The sequence below is a fragment of the Bradyrhizobium sp. USDA 4369 genome, from assembly GCF_054056435.1.
In genome coordinates this window covers 1,537,639-1,553,892 of sequence record NZ_JBSRYH010000001.1, presented here as the reverse complement: position 1 = coordinate 1,553,892, position 16,254 = coordinate 1,537,639, and the positions used below count along the sequence as shown (strand labels likewise).

Annotated in this window: 16 protein-coding genes and 2 pseudogenes; 9 read left to right on the top strand and 9 right to left on the bottom strand. The window is 63.2% G+C overall.

Going from position 1 to position 16,254, the window contains the following annotated elements:
* The first annotated feature begins 38 nt into the window (after positions 1-38).
* Positions 39-1,445, top strand: coding sequence for a tyrosine-type recombinase/integrase (locus tag ACVIJ6_RS07130; protein ID WP_456772110.1), 1,407 nt, complete (start codon positions 39-41; stop codon positions 1,443-1,445).
* Here the strand turns inward: ACVIJ6_RS07130 and ACVIJ6_RS07125 are convergent.
* The 3 genes from ACVIJ6_RS07125 to ACVIJ6_RS07115 all read right to left on the bottom strand — a co-directional run bounded on the left by ACVIJ6_RS07125 (position 1,442) and on the right by ACVIJ6_RS07115 (position 3,617).
* Entirely contained in the window at positions 1,442-1,654 is a 213-nt protein-coding gene (locus ACVIJ6_RS07125; protein ID WP_456772109.1) for a hypothetical protein, read from the bottom strand. The two genes, ACVIJ6_RS07130 and ACVIJ6_RS07125, sit on opposite strands and share 4 nt — an antisense overlap.
* Before the next feature lie 285 nt (positions 1,655-1,939).
* Positions 1,940-3,139, bottom strand: coding sequence for an IS256 family transposase (locus tag ACVIJ6_RS07120; protein ID WP_456772108.1), 1,200 nt, complete (start codon positions 3,137-3,139; stop codon positions 1,940-1,942).
* 124 nt (positions 3,140-3,263) lie between these two features.
* Positions 3,264-3,617, bottom strand: a complete 354-nt coding sequence (locus tag ACVIJ6_RS07115) for an exonuclease domain-containing protein (protein WP_456772107.1) — start codon at positions 3,615-3,617, stop codon at positions 3,264-3,266.
* A gap of 233 nt (positions 3,618-3,850) precedes the next feature.
* Here ACVIJ6_RS07115 and ACVIJ6_RS07110 point away from each other — a divergent pair.
* The 3 genes and pseudogenes from ACVIJ6_RS07110 to ACVIJ6_RS07100 all read left to right on the top strand — a co-directional run.
* Positions 3,851-4,264, top strand: a pseudogene (locus tag ACVIJ6_RS07110) (ArdC-like ssDNA-binding domain-containing protein); the annotation flags it as partial.
* Positions 4,260-4,760: pseudogene (locus ACVIJ6_RS07105) on the top strand (TrbI/VirB10 family protein); the annotation flags it as partial. The pseudogenes ACVIJ6_RS07110 and ACVIJ6_RS07105, both read left to right, overlap by 5 nt.
* Positions 4,761-4,765: 5 nt before the next feature.
* Positions 4,766-4,984, top strand: a complete 219-nt coding sequence (locus ACVIJ6_RS07100; RefSeq protein ID WP_456772106.1) for a DUF2274 domain-containing protein — start codon at positions 4,766-4,768, stop codon at positions 4,982-4,984.
* Between the two features lie 41 nt (positions 4,985-5,025).
* Here the strand turns inward: ACVIJ6_RS07100 and ACVIJ6_RS07095 are convergent, their stop codons facing one another.
* The gene (locus ACVIJ6_RS07095) at positions 5,026-5,751 is read right to left on the bottom strand and encodes an acyl-homoserine-lactone synthase (protein ID WP_456772105.1); all 726 of its coding nucleotides are present in this window, start codon (positions 5,749-5,751) and stop codon (positions 5,026-5,028) included.
* 525 nt (positions 5,752-6,276) lie between these two features.
* Between ACVIJ6_RS07095 and ACVIJ6_RS07090 the strand changes: the two genes are divergently transcribed.
* The 3 genes from ACVIJ6_RS07090 (at position 6,277) to ACVIJ6_RS07080 (ending at position 8,174) form a co-directional block, all read left to right on the top strand.
* A complete protein-coding gene (locus tag ACVIJ6_RS07090; RefSeq protein WP_456772104.1) occupies positions 6,277-7,200 on the top strand; it encodes a helix-turn-helix transcriptional regulator in 924 nt (307 codons plus the stop codon).
* Positions 7,197-7,721: an NAD(P)/FAD-dependent oxidoreductase gene (locus ACVIJ6_RS07085; RefSeq protein WP_456772103.1), complete on the top strand. Its 525-nt coding sequence runs from the start codon at positions 7,197-7,199 to the stop codon at positions 7,719-7,721. Before ACVIJ6_RS07090 ends, ACVIJ6_RS07085 begins: the two co-directional genes overlap by 4 nt.
* 264 nt (positions 7,722-7,985) lie before the next feature.
* On the top strand, positions 7,986-8,174 hold the full coding sequence (locus ACVIJ6_RS07080; protein ID WP_456776919.1) for a DUF2285 domain-containing protein: 189 nt from the start codon (positions 7,986-7,988) through the stop codon (positions 8,172-8,174).
* Between the two features lie 119 nt (positions 8,175-8,293).
* Here the strand turns inward: ACVIJ6_RS07080 and ACVIJ6_RS07075 are convergent, their stop codons facing one another.
* On the bottom strand, positions 8,294-8,770 hold the full coding sequence (locus ACVIJ6_RS07075) for a helix-turn-helix domain-containing protein (RefSeq protein WP_456772102.1): 477 nt from the start codon (positions 8,768-8,770) through the stop codon (positions 8,294-8,296).
* Positions 8,771-8,826: 56 nt separating this feature from the next.
* Between ACVIJ6_RS07075 and ACVIJ6_RS07070 the strand changes: the two genes are divergently transcribed.
* Entirely contained in the window at positions 8,827-9,717 is an 891-nt protein-coding gene (locus ACVIJ6_RS07070; RefSeq protein ID WP_456772101.1) for a hypothetical protein, read from the top strand.
* A gap of 31 nt (positions 9,718-9,748) precedes the next feature.
* On the top strand, positions 9,749-10,120 hold the full coding sequence (locus ACVIJ6_RS07065; RefSeq protein ID WP_456772100.1) for a nuclear transport factor 2 family protein: 372 nt from the start codon (positions 9,749-9,751) through the stop codon (positions 10,118-10,120).
* Between the two features lie 300 nt (positions 10,121-10,420).
* Here ACVIJ6_RS07065 and ACVIJ6_RS07060 read toward each other — a convergent pair whose 3' ends face one another.
* Genes ACVIJ6_RS07060 through ACVIJ6_RS07045 form a run of 4 tightly spaced genes read right to left on the bottom strand, consistent with a single transcriptional unit; the run spans position 10,421 to position 16,252 of the window.
* On the bottom strand, positions 10,421-11,725 hold the full coding sequence (locus ACVIJ6_RS07060; RefSeq protein WP_456772099.1) for an alkaline phosphatase family protein: 1,305 nt from the start codon (positions 11,723-11,725) through the stop codon (positions 10,421-10,423).
* On the bottom strand, positions 11,722-12,996 hold the full coding sequence (phnA, locus tag ACVIJ6_RS07055; protein ID WP_456772098.1) for a phosphonoacetate hydrolase: 1,275 nt from the start codon (positions 12,994-12,996) through the stop codon (positions 11,722-11,724). The genes ACVIJ6_RS07060 and phnA overlap by 4 nt, the downstream gene beginning before the upstream one ends.
* Positions 12,996-14,330 (bottom strand): amidase, encoded by a 1,335-nt coding sequence (locus ACVIJ6_RS07050; RefSeq protein ID WP_456772097.1) that lies wholly within the window; start codon positions 14,328-14,330, stop codon positions 12,996-12,998. Before ACVIJ6_RS07050 ends, phnA begins: the two co-directional genes overlap by 1 nt.
* An 8-nt stretch (positions 14,331-14,338) precedes the next feature.
* Complete coding sequence (locus ACVIJ6_RS07045) at positions 14,339-16,252, bottom strand: ABC transporter permease (protein ID WP_456772096.1); 1,914 nt, start codon at positions 16,250-16,252, stop codon at positions 14,339-14,341.
* Positions 16,253-16,254 lie beyond the last annotated feature (2 nt).

The window sequence follows — 16,254 nt, the reverse complement described above, 5'->3', positions numbered from 1 at the left end:
GACGATAAACGCCATAAAATCAAGCGGTTCCTCTGATATTGTCGCCCGATACGGTTCGCGACCGTTCGGGAGCATCCGGCGTTTTCGGGTACACTGTGGGTACACTGAAACGGCCGGGTACACTGGCTGGTCGCTCGATGGTGAGGGACCTTTCCATGGATGAACTGAGCGACACCAAAATTCGCAATGCGGCGCCCCCGGCCAAGGAATACGCGCTTGCCGACGGGCAAGGCCTCAGCGTCGTCGTTCGGCCCAATGGCACCAAGCTCTGGCTGTATCGCTACCGTTTCGGCGGCAAGCGCAAGAACATGTCTTTCGGCACGTTCCCTGGCATTGGCCTGAAGGCCGCGCGTGACAAGCGCCACGACGCCGAGAAGCTGCTCGACCAGGGCCAGGACCCGGTCGCGGTGCGTGAGGCCAAACGGCAGGAAGACGAAAAGCTCGAGCACACGTTCCGCGCGGTCGGGGAAGAATGGGTGCGTACGAAGCTCGAAAAGGAGAACAAGGCCAAGGCAACGATCAAGCGCGAGCGCTGGAACCTCGATCAGCTCAATCGTGAGATCGGCGATCGGCCGCTCTGTGAGATCGCCCCGCCTGAACTGCTGACGGCACTGCGTCGCGTCGAGCCGCGCGGCAGGTTCTACACCGTCGGACGCCTACGATCGACAGCTTCGCGGGTGTTTCAATTCGGCGTCGGAGCCTCCTACTGTAACAGCGATCCGACCCGCAACTTGAAGCAGGCCCTGACCAAGGCACCAAAGGGCAATCCGCGCCCGGCACTGACCGATCCCGACGCCGTCGGCGCGCTGATGCGCCGGATAGAGGTCTACGACGCCAAGAACGGCGGACTGGTCCGCTACGCGCTCAAATTCATTGCTTTGACCATGGTGCGGCCCGGCGAGTTGCGGCTGGCCGAGTGGACTGAGTTTGATGAGAAGAACCGCATCTGGCTGATCCCCGCCGAGAAAATGAAGATGCGCGACGATCACGAGGTGCCGCTCTCTCGCCAGGCCCTTGCGATCCTCGCTGAGCTGCGGCCTTTGACTGGTCGCGGCCGTTATCTGTTCTCCTATGACGATGCTGTGCCGATGTCCGACAACACCATCAACAAGGCGTTGCGGATCATGGGCTACGACACCGGCCCCGGCGGGGACCACTGCGCGCACGGCTTTCGTTCCAGCGCCTCAACCTTGCTCAACGAGGAAGGCGTTTTCGACGGCGACGTCGTGGAAGCTCAGCTCGCCCATGAAACGGACGAAAAGAAAAGGCGCCGCCGCGACGAGGTGGTGCGGCGTCAGCTCGCCAAGGGCGACAAGAACAAGATTCGCGGCATCTACAATCGAGCCGCCTATTGGAGCGAACGCGTGCGCCTGATGCAGCATTGGGCCGATCGGCTCGATGGGCTGCGCGAAAAAGCCGCCGAGCCGCTGCGCAAGTCGGCCTAAACCGCAGCGCGTGATTCAACCGGCGGCAGGGAGGCATGATATTCATCGATGCTGTCGAGATCGATGAGTGTCTTGCCTCCCATCTTGTAAGCCCTGATCTGCTCCCGTGCGATCAATTCATACGCTTTCGTTTTGCCGAACTTGCCGTAGCGGCAGCCGTCCCTGAATTCGACAAGCCGGCGCCGCTTGTTGTTGTCGGTTTCTGCCATGGTCTCAGAAGCTTTGAATTTTACGATGCCGAGCGTACCGGACCCTTTCCGAGATGAAGATTCATCCCTGCCAGGTTCGCAGCGTGCCGACTTTGTCGTGCCAATGGCAGCGAACAAAAGACTTGGCGGCGAGACATCGAATTATCGCGTACAGAAGAGTAGGATCGGCGCTCGCAATCTGGCATGGCTCGCTCGCCCAAGCCCGGGCCGCTTTCGATCGTGTCCCATGGAGTGGTGTAGCTGGCGTGGTGGGTCACCGGGTCGATCCGGTGCGGGCCGAGCTGATCAGCCTGCCACGGCGGGCAGGCCGACGATGGGATCATCGCTCAAAGGCACGATGGTTTCCAGTGTCATGTAGCGGGCACGCTGGACGGCCCACTCGTCGTTCTGCTCGAGCAGGATAGCGCCGACGAGACGGACGATGGCGTCCTCGTTCGGGAAGATGCCGACGACCTCGGTGCGGCGCTTGATCTCACCATTCACCCTCTCGATTGGATTGGTCGAATGCAGCTTGGCGCGGTGCTGTGCCGGGAAGCTCATATGGGCGAGCACGTCAGGCTCTGCCTCATCCATGAGGTTGGCGAGCTTGGGCACCTTGGGACGGATCTGATCGGCGACCTTGCGCCATTGCGTCTTGGCTGCCTCGGCGTCGTCCTGGGCGAAGGCTGTAGCGATGAAGGCGGAGACGACGCGGCGTCCGCTCTTGCCGGCATAGGCGAGAGCGTTGCGCATGAAGTGAACGCGACACCGCTGCCAGGTGGCATTGAGCACCTTGGCGACGGTGGCCTTGATACCCTCGTGAACATCAGAGATCACGAGCTTGACGCCACGCAAGCCGCGGCGGGCGAGCTTGCGCAGGAACGCGGTCCAAAACGTTTCGGCCTCGGACGGGCCGATGTCCATGCCCAGCACCTCGCGCCGGCCGTCGCTGTTGACGCCAATCGCGACAATCACCGCGACCGAGACGATGCGCCCGTTCTGGCGCACCTTCACGTAGGTGGCGTCGATCCAAAGATACGGCCAGTCGCCCTCGATCGGACGGGTGAGGAAGGCCTTCACCTTGTCATCGATCTCGCCGCAGAGCCGGCTCACCTGGCTCTTGGAGATGCCGCTCATCCCCATCGCCTGCATGAGGTCGTCGACCGAACGGGTCGAGATACCCTGGACGTAGGCCTCCTGGATGACGGCCGTCAGCGCCTTCTCGGCCATCCGGCGCGGCTCCAGGAAGCCCGGGAAGTAGCTTCCCTTGCGCAGCTTGGGGATGCGCAGTTCGACCGCACCGGCGCGCGTCTCCCAGGTCCGGTCACGGTAGCCGTTGCGCTGCGCCAGACGCTCGGAGCTCTTCTCGCCATAGGACGCTCCGGTCAATCCGGCGACCTCCATCTCCATCAAGCGTTGGGCTGCAAAGCCGATCATCTCGCGCAGAAGATCGGCGTCCGGGGCCTTCTCCACAAGCGCGCGAAGGTTCATCATCTCGTCGGTCATCGGTGGTTCCTCGAATCAGGTTGGTGTCAGCAACCCGACCCTACCGGGCAATCGCCGGTGACCACCGCAAAGCCGTCCACCCGCTACGGCGCAATTGGGAAGCGCGCGGGCGGACGGCTTTGCTCTACCGAGTTACACCACGCCCGGGGACACGACCCATTTCCGCGGTGATCCCGGTCAATGCGGTGACCTCGGGAGAGATCGCAATCGACGGTTCGTTGAACGCTGTGAAGACGTCCTGGACTCCTGCGATACTGCCGTCGGACAGATAGTCGAATTTCACCATCCCGAGCTCGATCACCTCGTCGCTCTTTGGATCGAGACCTGTCGTTTCGACGTCAAGAATGATTGCTTGCTTTGCGGCTCCGTCCATCCTGGGAAGACGGCGACTGGTCCGGGGCACCAGTCGCCGGAGAACACGGTAGTCTCCGGAAGCAGCGAGCGCCTCGGCCATCGCGGCCAGGTCCGTGCGGTCCATGGTTACGGCTGTCCTCGCGCATTTTTGTCGCCAGCCGGCGAGCGATTGCAACCTGAGGCCTCTCTGGTCAGGATTCCAGTCTTAACCGGACTTATCCGATCCTGCCATGCCTTCAGGGAGCGTCGGCCTGACGGCGACCGGCTGCGATGTGAGAGGAAGAGTGCGGGCCGGATGGGCCGTGACGGGTTGGAAGTGGCGAGAGAGGTCCGCCGCGCCCGTCGCGGAGATCCACGATGCAGGACCGGAGCAGGACTGGGCGAGCCGGTGAAGGCCGGGCGAGCCTCTATGAGGAGATCACGACCAAGATCATCGGCGAGCTGGAGGCCGGCCGCGTGCCCTGGGTGCGGCCCTGGGGGACGCAAGTGGCGAAGGCGGAGCTTGCCTTACCCCGGAATGCCGCGACGGGACGGCCATATTCCGGGATCAACGTTCTGATCCTCTGGGGGGAGGTGATCGAGCGCGGGTGTGCTGGCCAGAGCTGGCTGACGTTCCGGCAGGCATTGTCCTTGGGCGGCCATGTCCGCAAGGGCGAACGCGGTGTCACGGTCGTCTATGCCGATCGCTTCGTGCCAATGGATGAGCGGCAGCGTGCGCGCGAGACCGGCGCAGAAGCGCAGGCCATACCGTTTCTGAAGCGGTTCACGGTTCACGGCCCAGGTGACCGAGAACGTCTTTGATACGCCTTCAGGACGCTTCCTCTTGGTGCCGCAAGGCGCGCGGCTGATCGGGACGTATGATAGCGAGGTCTCGGCGGGGCAATCCCGGGTACTGCTGGTGTGGACCCGGCTGATCATGCCCAATGGCAGGTCGATCGTGCTCGAGCGGCAGCAGGGCGCCGATGCCGCCGGCTATGCCGGGCTGTCAGACGAGGTCGACACCCACTGGAGGCAGCTGGTTGGCGCGGCGCTGCTCTCGACGCTTCTCGCGATAGGGAGCGAGGTGAATGCGGGCAGCAACTCGAATAACAACAATGCTGCACTCATCCAGGCCCTGCGTCAGGGATTTGGCAATGCCATGAGCCAGACAGGTCAGCAGCTCGTCGGCCGAGCGATGAATGTGCAGCCAACCTTGACAGTGCGGCCCGGGTTTCCGGTCCGCGTGATCGTGAATCGGGATCTCCTGCTCGAGCCGTATCAGGGATGACGAACATGGCGAAACTGAAGATCTCAGCACTGCCCGATGACAAGCCGGTCAGGTTCAGCGTGGAGTTGCCGGCGGCGGTGCATCGTGATCTCCAGGCCTATGCGAAGCTCCTGTCGCAAGATACGGGTCACCCGCCTCCCGATCCGGCAAGACTGGTTGCGGCCATGGTGATGCGCTTCATGGCCACTGACAGGGCGTTTGCCAGATCCAAGCGCGGCCGCTGAACCGCGGAGCGCGCTAGGAAACTTGCCCGGCTGACGCCGGCTCATTGAGCTTCGGCGAGGATCTCGATCTGTGCCGTTGCAGGCGGATGCGTTGCCGGGTCCGCCAGATCGTCGCCTGCCAGCGCAGGGGACAGCGAGGAGGGGGTGACCTGAATGCGCTCGGCATCCTGCAATGTCTGTCGAAGTCCCGTGTGAGCGCGAACCAGATCAAGAACCGCTGGTGAGACCTCGATCGAGGCGGCTTCGATCGCGTGTCCGTGCAGGGACAGCGTTGGCCCCAACGGCCGCACTGGGCAGCCATGGGCTGCGATGACGTTCTGGAAGACCCAGCTCGGCATCACGCCAAGATATGATGTGACACCGTTGGCAATGCCGAATTCCTGACAGGCCTGTATGAGCTGCCCGATAACCCGGCGCCGCCCGCCGGCGCTCAATACGCGATCGCAGCCAAATCGGGACGCTTCCCAGACCCGCTCGGAGTGCGGCAGCAGCCCGTCGACCAGGTTGGGCCACAAGGACTCGACCATGTAAGGGCGCGTGGTCGGAATCAGCCGTGCGGTGCCCAGCGCCTGGTCATGCTCGTCGACGACCAGGATGTAGGTGGCTGCCGGCGTATCGAACTCATCATATTCCATGTTCTGATAGTGGGGCACGGCCCATCTTTGGCGCTCGACGAACATCCTGTAGCGCAGCCGGTGGTGCGAGATCCAAGCTTCGCCATGCCGATGGGCGGTTTCCCAGCTGATTGAAAGCGTACGCATGATCATCGTCCAAGGAGCCGCACGACAGGAAGCCGCAGCGTAATGGGCAAGGCGTCAGCGAGCGAGCTACCCAGTCGAGTAGCTCGCCACTCGGGAACGGCGTCATGTCGCTGCGTCGGCGAGAAAGACGACATCCGTCAAACCGTGCCGCAATATGACCTACAATTAGACGCAATTCTGGGTTGTGGTCGGGCTTGTTCTTGACTTCTCAAGTCCCCGCCATTGACAGAGTGCCTGTGCGCTCGGGGCGCGGCCGAGCCCGCCGACGTGGCGCTCTACAGGGACAAACACGATCGGTCCCTGTCAATATTGCCAGCGACACCTCAGAATGCCGACGCGGGGGCACGAGGACGGCCGATTGAGCAAGCTGTTTTGCTGCAGGTCACAGCAGTCGGTCAGACCGTTTCTGTGGCTGGTCCCGGGCAGGACGAATGCTTGGGACGTAGCAGCTTCGCAACATTAACGGAATGTGATCGTTATTTGCACGGCAGTGTATAAGATGTTACTGTCTACTTCAGGTTGGGCTGAAGTTTGACCAAGAAAGTGCCTGCTTCCGGCCTCGGTCGGGGCGGACGAGGGGACAAGAACGGACCGAGGCGATCCGGCCGTCGCCACCAAGTCGTTCTGCACGATCACATCAGGGCGGAAAGTCTGCGCAGCTTTGTCTGCCGTGAGGTAGCAATGGACCTCTTCAGCTTCATCGATTGTGCCAACCGCACGCAATCTCTGTCTGACCTGTTCGACCTTCTCGTCGGTTCTGCAACGGAGGAAGGGTTCAGCGAAGTCGCTTACGGCGCCTTGAATTACGAGGAGACCGTGCGGCTGCCGGAACACCCGCTGCCGGCGATCGCTCTCAATTTTCCTCTCGACTGGCGCAAGCATTATTTCGAGCGCAAATACTATCAGGTGGATCCGGTCGTGACGCGGACCCAATCGCATAGCAAGCCATTCCTGTGGGACCAGCTTCTCGAACAGGATCAGCTGCAAGCGAGCGAACGGCTGGTGATCCAAGAGAGCCGCGAGGCGGGCCTGAAACATGGCGTGAGCGTCCCGTTGTTCGGACCCTCGGGACGCCTCTCGGTTCTATCCTTTGCATCGCGCTTCGAGGACGCGGACCCGGTCCGGCAGATGAGACATCTCTGCGCCCTTGCATGGCAGTTCCATGTGGCGTTTGGCGAGTTGGCCCGGCCGGCGAGCCAGAAGACGTCGATCGACCTCTCCGAACGTGAACGCGAATGCCTCAGATGGACCGCCGAGGGCAAGTCCTCTTGGGACATCGGGATGATTCTCCGCATCAGCGAGAATACGATCAACTTCCATATCAAGAAGGCGATGAGAAAGCTCGGCACGACCAGCCGGACCGTGGCCGTCGTGAAGGCGATCAGGCTTGGGTTGATCGAGATCCCGGACCAATCCGGCGCCTTCGTGTCGAGGCGTCTCCACGGCTTCGATTGAGACCGACGCTGACCAAGCTGCTTCCGAAGGTTCGATTGGGACCCGACGTGGCCGGAGCCAGCTTCGGCCAGCGGGACGGCCACGCCAATCCGCTTCAGCTGCTTGCGGTCCTTCATTCCGGAATTCTGCGTCTTGGCGGAGAGCTGCGTCGCGACGCTGCGGTGCGGCTGATCGTGCCCAGCGAGGCCGGCTTTACGGTGGCGTTCGGAAAAGAGACCGTCAGTGCGCCGCGGGTGCTGATTGCTGCAGGTCTCGGGTCTCAGGCGCTCGCACGCCAAGTGGCTCTTGACATCCCGCTGCGGCCCCAGCGCGGGCAGACCCTGGTGGCCCAGCGCCTCGAATCATTTCTGCCCCTGCCGACCAGCGGCTTGCGTCAAACCCGGGAAGGCACCGTGATGATCGGTGCGACCCATGAGGAAGCCGGGTTTGATAGCTCCGCGACGACGGCTGCGGCGGCAGATCTCAGCCGGCGAACGCTGCGCATTGTGCCGGACCTCGCGGAGGCGAAGTTGGTCCGGTAGTGGGCTGGCTTGCGCATCATGACCCCTGATGGGTGTCCGGTCTATGCCCAGTCGCAGAAGCACCCGGGCGCCTTCGTGGCGTTGTGGCATTCAGGGGTCACGCTGGCGGCTCTGCATTCCGCCGTCTTGGCCGATGCGATCGCAGCCGGCCACTTGCCGGGTTCGCTCGATGTCTTTCACCAGAGTCGTTTCGATGTTCCGAAAGCTGCATGAGCCCGCTGCGGCCGTGACCATTCATGTCATTGCCGGTGCGAAGGCAGCGCAATTGGACGTCTTGATGGCCACAACTACCGGACCATCGCCGCAGCCTTGTTCGGTTCCGAGCGCGTTGAAACCCGGGGATGGAAAACGCACGACCTGCGCAGCCGGACCATTCGCCTGGTTCAAACAGGTCAGACCCTGATCGGGGGTGGCTACCGGAATCTGCTGCGCAGCCAACGTCGATCAGCGTGACGGGCGAGCGCCGGTCCGCCTGGCGACCAACGGTCAACTGCGCTCATGGTGCAAGGATCTGGTGCTCAAGCCTGCTGCTCGACATGGCTCGCGATGAGCTTGCGTCAGTCTCGCGAGCACTACTCATCGTCGCGCGTGCGCAGAAGCTCAGCGACCTGAAGCACCTTCCGGCGCAGGCGCTCGTCGGGAATGCCGAAATAGAGCTCGAGCAGCTGGCGAGATTCTCGCTTGGTGACAAGTTCACTGAAATCCGCCGGCTGATCGTGCGTAGCCTTTGACGAAGCCGATTGTGGAGTGTCGTTGAGTTCCTCGAAGAACCACGTGATCGGAACGGCGAGCTGGTTGGAAATCTCGTAAAGCCGAGATGCGCTGATCCGCGTCTCGCCGGCCTCGTATTTCTGAATCAGCTGGGCCGTCAGGCCGAGCCGTCTTGCGAGGTCGTCCTGGCTGAGATCAAGCAGGTTCCGTCTCAGGCGCAGACGCGTCCCCACATGCTGATCGACATGATTGGGCTTCTTCGACGACAGCCTGAGCCGCTTGCCTTGCTTCTGGGCTGCAGGTGACCGTCTGCCAGGGAGCTGCTTGGAGGTCGTCACGTCCGATTACCTCATGCCGTATTGAAGATGTTCGCTCCTGAGGCATCAATCTCAGCTTGAAACAATCAACCAGAATTATGTCATTTACGCTACAACTACAAAGGATAAGTCGGGTGCGATCGTCGGCGGTCAGACCAAACATGCGCGACGTTGCAAACGGCCAGGGAATCTCCATGCAGGATCGTTGTCCTCAATCTGGACGCGTGCCTTCCAATCTGAAGATCGATCACGGTCCGGTCAGTCTCCTGGGGCGCTTCTTCCTCGCCGCGGACACCGCCGCCCGAGAGCGCGGGATCAGCCTCTATTTTGCAAGCCTACAGGATTTGCTCGACATCAACAGGGCTAATTCCGACAGCTGGCGGCCACTGGTGCCGATCTTCGACCCGGATCTGGGTGGTGCGACGGCCGAGAACAGCTTTGTCATCATCGGACGAGACAGGGACGAACAGGTCGTTGCGACCCAGGCAGGGCGCTACTACGACTGGACGGCCACGACGCTGTTCGAGGAAGCCACCTCGCTCCGCATGTTCTATGCAGATCCAGCAGCCGCCTTGGCACGTGGAGACGGTTGCAAGATCGCCACCCCGGTGGCGACCACCATTACGGGCAGGGTCGTGTTTTCCGGCGCTGGCTGGTACCGGCGTGACTATCGCGGCAGGGGGCTGGCGCGAATCCTGCCACGGATCTCGCGCGCCTATGCCTATGCGCGCTGGAATACGGATTATACGATCAGCATGATGGGCGACGCCGTCATTGCTGGAGGGATGGCGGATCGCACCGGCTACACCCGGATCGAGCACTCGAGCATCGAGTTGGTCGCGTCTCCGCTCGGATCGATGCGCTGTGGTCTTGTCTGGATGCCGATGCACGAGCTGTTGGCCGATCTCGACGCGGCCCTGGAGGCCCGCTGGCGCGAGGACGAGGATCCGCGCGCGGCAGCGATGTGAAGACGACCAGCTCTCAGTGGTGGGGCAAGGCATGCAAAGACTGCCTATTCACCAGGACGCCGAGGCCTATGTCAGGCACCTGTTCGCGTGTATCGATGGTCGGGACTGGCCGGGCCTGTCCAGGCTTCTGGACGACGGCGCCATCTATGAACGGCCAGGCTATGAGCCTTTTGTCGGTAGGCCGGCCATCATGCAGTTCTATCGTCATGAGCGCATCGTGGCCTCGGGAGAGCACCTGCTCGAACAGGTGCTGAGCAATGGAAAGCAGATCGCCTGCTGGGGCAGCTTCACGGGCCTGGACCGAAATGGACGTCCGCTGAAAGCAAGATTTGCCGATATCTATCATGTCAGCGAAGGCCGGATCGGGTTGAGGCGTACTTTCTTTGATCGTCCGGCGCTTTGATCCGCGAGCGCGGCTTGCGTTGGAGAGGCATCGGTGGACCATAAAGCTACCCAATGCGAGGTCGGCTTGCGGGGAGATGTGCCGTGCCGGGCCGAGGGTGACGGTGTTCTCCGGGCGGCGGGTGTGCCGGGCTGAGAACGATCTTCGAAGGGCCACGACGTCCGAGGTCGTCGGGCATGACCGACCGCGTCGTTCCATCGTGCCGATAGTGGTCCGGCAAGGCCGATGCCTCGATCATTTCGGGCACTCGGCAGTCTCGTCGGACGATCATTCGTGCCGCTCGACCGTTCACGGCGTCGGTCAGGCCGAGATTGTGCTCGGTTCGAGACGCCAGGCCGCCGCCTGCAAGGCCTGTCCGTCCATTCCCGTGCAGGCGAGCCCAAGATGGGACAGCACCGTCGGCGCCAGGTCGATGACGTGCGCGGGCGTCTTGCGGGTCCGGCCCGGATGGAAGCCTGCGCCCCACGCCATCAGGAAGGGGGCCTGCTCGTAGATGCCGAGACCTCCGTGCTGTCCGCATCCAAGACGATCCGGTTTACCAATAGCGGGCTTGGCCGCGAGGCTCGAACCCTTGATTCCGAACGGGTTGGGATCGTCTGTGGATCGCATGGACACGGCAAAGGCGAGGCCGCTGCTATGAGCTTGTCCGATGCGGCCTAGCTCTTCGGGACCGAAGATCTGCCCCGCCCAATCGCTGCTGTCCAGAAATGACCGCACGCGTGACAGCGCGGGTCCTCGCTCAGGGTCGACATAGATCAGGGCCGAAGTGCCGTTGGAGACCGCGAGAATCTCGTCGGATCCATGATTGTCCTTCAGGCCTGCGCCGATCAGGCCGGCATCGATATCGATGATGCCGTCGACTGTCTGGTGACCATGATCCGATCCGATGAGCAGGAGGATGTCCTCACCCTGATCGCGCTGTTTTTCGACCGCGGTGATCACCATTGCTGCCTGACGATCCGCTTCGGCCAGGACGGCGAGATGCTCCGGAGAACCGAGTGGTGCATTGTGCTGAATATGGTCCGGCTCGCCCAGCCACAAGATCCCCACTGCGGGGCAGCGCGTCATCACCACCTCGTCGATGAAGCGTGCCGTCATTCTGCCGTCGCCGCGGCTATCCAGGGTGACGTCCAGCCGGTCATCGGCCTGAACTTCGATCCGTCCTGGACCGAACGATCCCGCCCGGTGATAGACGAATCCGTGCCCGTCGGGATCATGGGCGTAAGCAGCCCCGGGGGACACGTTGCTGAAGACGATCTGGCCTCCCACGGTCTTGACTCGCTCCGCGAGCGTCGGCACCTGCAGCGCGCATCCGGTGACGCGGCGCTTGTGCTGCAGAAACTGCGGATCGCCGGCGTCGCGCAGGACCAACCTGCCGGATTCGATCAGGGCAACGGAATTGCCCTGCAGTCCGTGGCTTGCGGGCGTGCACCCGGTCGCCATACTCGCTGATACCACGCGCGTGCATGATGGAAAGACGGTCCGGTAGTCCTCGAACCACTCGGCGCGCGCAGCGAAAGCTGCAAGATGCGGCGTCGTTGCCGGAGAGACCAAGTCCCGCCTGAGTCCGTCGAGATTGATAATGACAACACGCCTGTTGGTCAAAGGTCCACCTCATTGAGCGCGACGCTGAAGATGTCGTAATTCCGCAAGCTCCGTTCGGCTGGTGTCGCCACGTCGGAGCGGAGCGGACGAGACAGGATGAAGGGCACGGTCTGCTCGGCAAGGCCGCCATGCGAGCGCAGCCGTGTCCCGGCAAGCTTGGACAGATCGTGGTCGCAAGCTCGTCCACCCAGGGCTACGCCCTTGGCTGCAATCACGCAGACGTCGCCCTCGCGGTCGCCTGGCAACTCGAAGCGGGCTGCCGCCTCGTCCCCCGTCAGGGCGAGACCAACGCCGGGAAGACCGGCCAGAAACGACACGACGTCCGGGCCGCGCAAAGCGGAGTCTTGAAGGTGAACGCGGACGAAGCCACCGAGCGCACCGTGATGGCGGACGAACGGGTCGGTGATCGGGCAAATGACCCGCGTCCGTCCGGCGCCGAACATCGCATCGAGCTGATCGCCGAGATACATCACGTTGGGCGAACCATCGGCCTGCGCCATATCGCTCATCCCATGGTCGGCGACGATCCCGACCAACGCTCCTGCAGCGAGCAGCGCGCCGAGCCGTTGATCGACTGCGGACATGAACGACAGGGCTTCCGGCTCATCCGGCGCGTAGGCGTGCTGAACATAGTCGGACAACGACAGATACATCAGATCCGGACGATGGTCCGCCAGCAGGCGAACACCTGCGTCCAGGACGAAGAGCGACAGCTCAGCCGAATACTGATCGGGGACCGAACGTCCTATCCGTCCAGGCACGTCCGCGATGCCGTTCTCGGCCTCGCTGCAGCCATCGGCCTTCTCGGCAGAAAACACGATTCCCTCAAGATCCTTGCCGAGCGCCTTGCGGAGCTTGTCCTTGGCCGTCACGGCGACCACCTTCGCTCCAGCGCGTGAAAAGGCGGAGAGAATGGTCGGTGCCCGCATCGGTGATGCGTCCACCATCATCACCTCTTCTCCGCTCGCCCGATCGATGTAGAAGTTGCCTGAGACACCGTGATGCGCGGGGGCAACGCCGGTGACGATCGAGACGTTGTTGGGATTGGTGAAGGTCGGCATGGCAGCGAGCGCCGTGGTGGCAAAGCCGTCCCGCCGCATGCGCTCGAGAGCAGGGACGAGTCCAGCAGCGCTTGCAGCCGCGATATAGTCCGGATCGCAACCGTCGAAGCAGATGATGACGGTGGCAGCGCGCGGCCAATTGTAGACCCGTCCATTGACGTCGACCGGCGTGCCGGAGCCCGTGGACCTGGTGACGGATGGATTGCGCATCAATGATCCCCCCGTGTTGGCGGGCGGCAGGCGTGAGCAACCCAGGCGGCGTTTTGAAGCAGCTCTCGATCAGAGCCATGGCGGCCGATGAGCTGGAGGCCGATCGGCAAGCCATGTGCTCCACAGAGCAGCGGCAGCGAGATGACGGGCAGGCCGCACAGGCTCCAGGGCATCGCGAGGCTCCCGGAGCCCGGACCTTCATGGAGCCGTGTCGCCTCGCCTGCGGCTGACAACGTCACGAGCACGTCGTGACGCGTGAACAGCTCTGAGCTCAGCCTGATCAGGCCATCAGCCATCGCGTTCAACGCGATGTAGCGCTTCGCGCTGAGCGCGTTGCCGGCGGTGATTCCGTCCTGGAGTGGCGGACACAGCCTGGCAAGCAGATGCGAAGGAAGATCCCCGAAGCGGGCCGCCAGATGAGCATTCAAGAGCCCGAGAGCCACCTCGATCGCCTGGCCGAACGCGTTCGGAAGATCGAGCTCGTCGACCGCCACCGGCAACGCGCCGATAAAGGCCGTCAAAGCCTCGTCCGCGTCCTGAGTGACCTGCTCAAATCCGGGTCCGCGCACCACGGCCAGCCGTGGAGGGCGACCGATCCGATCCGCGGCGCCGTCGACAGAAGGATCGAATGCCCCGGCAAACAAGCAGAGATCTTCGACCGATCTTGCGAGATAGCCGATCTGTGCAAGCCGCGGCACCAGAATGTTGGAGCCGTCCATGCGCGTGAAGCCGAACGACGGCTTGAACGCATACGCCCCGCAGAACGATGCCGGCAGGACCGTCGAGGCCGTGTGCTGGGTGCCGAGCGCAAGGGGGATCATGCGATCGACCACGGCTGCTGCCGAGCCGGCCGAAGACACGCCCGGCGAACGCCCGAGATCATGGGGGTTGCGGGTCGCGCTCGGATGATACATGCCGAACTCGGATGTGGTTGTCTTGCCGATGATGACGGCGCCCGCCCGCCTGAGGATCGCGACGGCCGCAGCGTCGGCTGCCGGGCGGCGGTTGCGGAACAGGCTGCTGCCATATTCCGATGGCATGTCGATCGTATCGAAGACATCCTTGACCCCGACCGGCAGGCCATGCAGCGGCCCGGCGAGCCGGCCTTCCGATTGCGCCTTGTCGGCGAGGAGCGCCTGCGTGCGCGCTGCGTCCTGGGCGAGGTGACTGAAGGCGTGGACCTCGCCGTTGCGTGCCGCGATGCGGGCGAGACAGGCCTCGAGCAGTGCGGTCGCAGACAGGCGCCGTTCGCGGATGGCCCGCACTGCAGCAGTCGCGGTCAGCAGCGAAGGATCGGTGTTGAATTCGCAAGGCTCGCGTCGGATCTGTCTCATCGCGCTCGTCATGATCGCCCTGTCTCCTCGAGGGTCTCGGCCGCCGCAAAGGCGGTGGTGGTGGATTCGCGCAGGCGTAACGGCCAGGCGAACGCGCGCCGAGGAATCATGCCATCACGAAAGGTGAGGACGCAGACCACGAAAGCCGTCCCCTGGAGGACCTGCACCCAGGCGCCAAAAGGCGCGAGAAAGTGCTGCATCGTGACCAGGACCGCGGCGCCGGCCAAAGGTCCGCTCAGCGTGCCGAGGCCGCCGATGAGGCACATCAGAACCGCCTCTCCGGACAGGTGCCAATGGGCTCCGGACAAGGTCGCGAGCTGAAAGGCGACCGCGCTGAGCGCGCCGGCGAGGCCGGCACAGCCGGCAGCGATCGCGAAGGCGAATAGTTTGAGCCTCCAGACGTTCTGGCCAAGGGACAAAGCGCGCCGCTCGTCATCGCGCACTGCAACAAGCATCATCCCCAGTTGAGACGACAGCAGCCGCTTGATTCCGAAATGAACGGAGCAGAAGGCGATCGCGGCGAGGGCATAGACGGCAAGGTCGTTGCGCAGATCAATCAGACCGAACAGGACCCCGCGTGGCACCGCCTGGAGCCCGTCCTCGCCATGCGTGAAGCTCGATTGCACGAACACGAAATAGACCATCTGGGCGACGGCGAGCGTGATCATGGCTTGATAGATGCCGCGCCGCCGGATCGCCAGCGCACCCATGATCACGCCGAGCAGAATGGCGGCGGCGATGCCTGCCAGCATGGCGAGCTCGGGGGACAGCGCCCATTGCTTCAGCGCATGCGCGGTGACATAGGCGGCCGTCCCGTAGAGGGCCGCCTGCCCGAATGACATGACGCCGGCGAATCCGAGCAGGACATTGAACGAGGCGGCAAGAATGGCAAAACAGAAGATCTTGACCAGGAAGATCGGGTAGAGCAGTGCCGGCAGCACCGCGAGCGCAGCTGCGATCAGGACGGTCATCAGAAGGCGCTCGAATTTCAGGTCCGGCCGTGCATCAGCCATCTCCGTCACCGGCGGAGCAATTCCTGCAAAGGAGTGACTGCGCAACACCTCGATGCCGAACAGGCCCTGGGGCCGGACCGACAGAACGATGCACATGAAGGCGAAGATCATGACATTGGCCGCTTCCGGAAACACCGCCAGCGTGGCGCTCTCGAGCAATGCCAGACAATAGGCCGCCAGGATCGTCCCTCCGAGAGAGCCCATCCCGCCGATCACGATGATGGCGAAGACAACCAGGAGGACGTCCGAGCCCATCAGCGGGCTCACCTGGTAGATCGGCGCGGCGAGGGCGCCGGCGAGGCCCGCAAGCGCGGCGCCAAGCCCAAAGGTGGCTGTCATCACCAAAGGGATCGGCACACCGAGCGCTTCGGCCAAGGTGGCATTCTCGGAGGCCGCGCGAAGCGTGGCCCCGGCCTTGGTGAGCGCGATCGAGATCCACACGCCGAGGCAGACGGTGAGCGCGACGATCACGACCCACAGCCGGTAGATCGGGAACACGGCATAGCCGAGATCGACCACGTCCGACAGAAAGGCTGGCGGCGTGAAAGGCAGTCCCGTGGAGCCGAAGGCGACCTGAAATCCGCCCTGGATCGCGGTCGCGAGCCCGAAGCTCAGCACGAATCCATAGAGCGGATCGAGATTATAGGTCCGCCGCAGCAGCAGCCGCTCCAGCACCATGCCAGCCGTTCCCACCAGGACGGCGGCCGCACAGAGACCCACGAGATAGGGAAGGCCAAGGCGCGTCACGGCCGCCCAGGCGGCAAATGCGCCCATCATGTAGAGCGCGCCGTGGGCCATGTTGAGGATGTTCAGGAGCCCGAAGATCAACGCGAGGCCAAGGCAGAGCAGGGCATAGAACGACCCGTTGACCAGACCGATCGTCAGATAGGAGAGAATCAGGTTCGACATGC

What these genes read in the sequence shown, in the direction of transcription:
- ACVIJ6_RS07065 (WP_456772100.1), top strand. Translation starts at nt 9,749, where the DNA reads ATGCAAAGACTGCCTATTCACCAGGACGCCGAGGCCTATGTCAGGCAC.
- ACVIJ6_RS07125 (WP_456772109.1), bottom strand. Translation starts at nt 1,654, where the DNA reads ATGGCAGAAACCGACAACAACAAGCGGCGCCGGCTTGTCGAATTCAGG.
- ACVIJ6_RS07050 (WP_456772097.1), bottom strand. Translation starts at nt 14,330, where the DNA reads ATGAGACAGATCCGACGCGAGCCTTGCGAATTCAACACCGATCCTTCG.
- phnA (WP_456772098.1), bottom strand. Translation starts at nt 12,996, where the DNA reads ATGCGCAATCCATCCGTCACCAGGTCCACGGGCTCCGGCACGCCGGTC.
- ACVIJ6_RS07100 (WP_456772106.1), top strand. Translation starts at nt 4,766, where the DNA reads ATGGCGAAACTGAAGATCTCAGCACTGCCCGATGACAAGCCGGTCAGG.
- ACVIJ6_RS07115 (WP_456772107.1), bottom strand. Translation starts at nt 3,617, where the DNA reads ATGGACCGCACGGACCTGGCCGCGATGGCCGAGGCGCTCGCTGCTTCC.
- ACVIJ6_RS07120 (WP_456772108.1), bottom strand. Translation starts at nt 3,139, where the DNA reads ATGACCGACGAGATGATGAACCTTCGCGCGCTTGTGGAGAAGGCCCCG.
- ACVIJ6_RS07095 (WP_456772105.1), bottom strand. Translation starts at nt 5,751, where the DNA reads ATGATCATGCGTACGCTTTCAATCAGCTGGGAAACCGCCCATCGGCAT.
- ACVIJ6_RS07045 (WP_456772096.1), bottom strand. Translation starts at nt 16,252, where the DNA reads ATGTCGAACCTGATTCTCTCCTATCTGACGATCGGTCTGGTCAACGGG.